The following is a 1,518-nucleotide window of genomic DNA, read 5'->3' on the forward strand; positions in this document are numbered from 1 at the left end:
TTCGATCACCGTGACTGCACCGGACAACGTCTACACCGGCAGTAATCCGCCTGTGGTGCAGTCGATCGCAACCGTTGCTGGCGCTGATGTCGGCAAGTTCGAGCAACTGACCCTGGATAAGACTCCGGTCAGCACCACCGTTACCGACGAGCCAGGTACTCCGGGCAACGAAGGCGACCTGGTCAAGGTCACCATCACGGCCGACCAGACCTCGGTGGCCGAGAACGTCAAACCGACGTTCACCGTGCACATCAACCAGCCGCTGGACCACGACTTGGTCGTGACCCTGAGCAACAACGCTCAAGTCACCATCAAGGCCGGCGAAACCAGCGCGCCGTACACCCACGATGCGCAGGGCGATGACGTCTATAAAGACTCGGGCGAAATCAGCCTGGGTATCAATTCGGCGGTGGACGCCACCGGTGCGACCTTCGAGAACCTGCAACTGGGCGGTGCGGCTACCGTCCAAGTCACTGACACCACTGATGAAGTGGTGGCTAAGCTGACCGCGACCCCTTCGGTTACCGAAGGCGGCGAGATCACCTACACCATCACGCTGACCAACAAAGACGGCCTGCCGATCAACAACCACGGCGCCCTGACCTTCACGCTGAGCGACGGTAAAACCGTCATCACCGTGCCGGCCAACGGCACTACCGGTTCGATCACCGTCACCGCGCCGGACAACGTCTACACCGGTGCCAACGATCCAGTGATCAAGTCGATCGCTTCGGTGGACGGCGCTGATGTCGGCAAGTTCGAGCAACTGACCCTGGACAAGACTCCGGTCAGCACCACCGTTACCGACGAGCCAGGTACTCCGGGCAACGAAGGCGACCTGGTCAAGGTCACCATCACGGCCGACCAGACCTCGGTGGCCGAGAACGTCAAACCGACCTTCACCGTACACATCAACCAGCCGCTGGACCACGACCTGGTCGTGACCCTGAGCAACAACGCGCAGGTCACCATCAAGGCCGGCGACACCAGCGCGCCGTACACCCACGATGCGCAGGGCGATGACGTCTACAACGACGCCGGCAGCATCAGCCTGGGTATCAATTCGGCGGTGGACGCCACCGGTGCGACCTTCGAGAACCTGCAACTGGGCGGTGCGGCTACCGTCCAAGTCACTGACACCACTGATGAAGTGGTGGCTAAGCTGACCGCGACACCTTCGGTTACCGAAGGCGGCGAGATCACCTACACCATCACGCTGACCAACAAAGACGGCCTGCCGATTAACAACCACGGCGCCCTGACCTTCACGCTGAGCGACGGCAAGACCGTCATCACCGTACCGGCCAACGGCACTACCGGTTCGATCACCGTGACTGCACCGGACAACGTCTACACCGGCAGTAATCCGCCTGTGGTGCAGTCGATCGCAACCGTTGCTGGCGCTGATGTCGGCAAGTTCGAGCAACTGACCCTGGATAAGACTCCGGTCAGCACCACCGTTACCGACGAGCCAGGTACCCCGGGCAACGAAGGCGACTTGGTCAAGGTCACCATCAC

At 61.3% G+C, this 1,518-nt stretch carries 1 protein-coding gene; it reads left to right on the forward strand.

Features of this window, described 5'->3' with window-relative positions; genetic code table 11:
* Nucleotides 1-1,518: immunoglobulin-like domain-containing protein (locus PM2_RS31050; RefSeq protein ID WP_042132635.1), on the forward strand; the 1,518-nt coding region annotated here is incomplete at both ends.

The organism is Pseudomonas monteilii NBRC 103158 = DSM 14164 (assembly GCF_000730605.1).
GTDB lineage: Bacteria > Pseudomonadota > Gammaproteobacteria > Pseudomonadales > Pseudomonadaceae > Aquipseudomonas > Aquipseudomonas monteilii.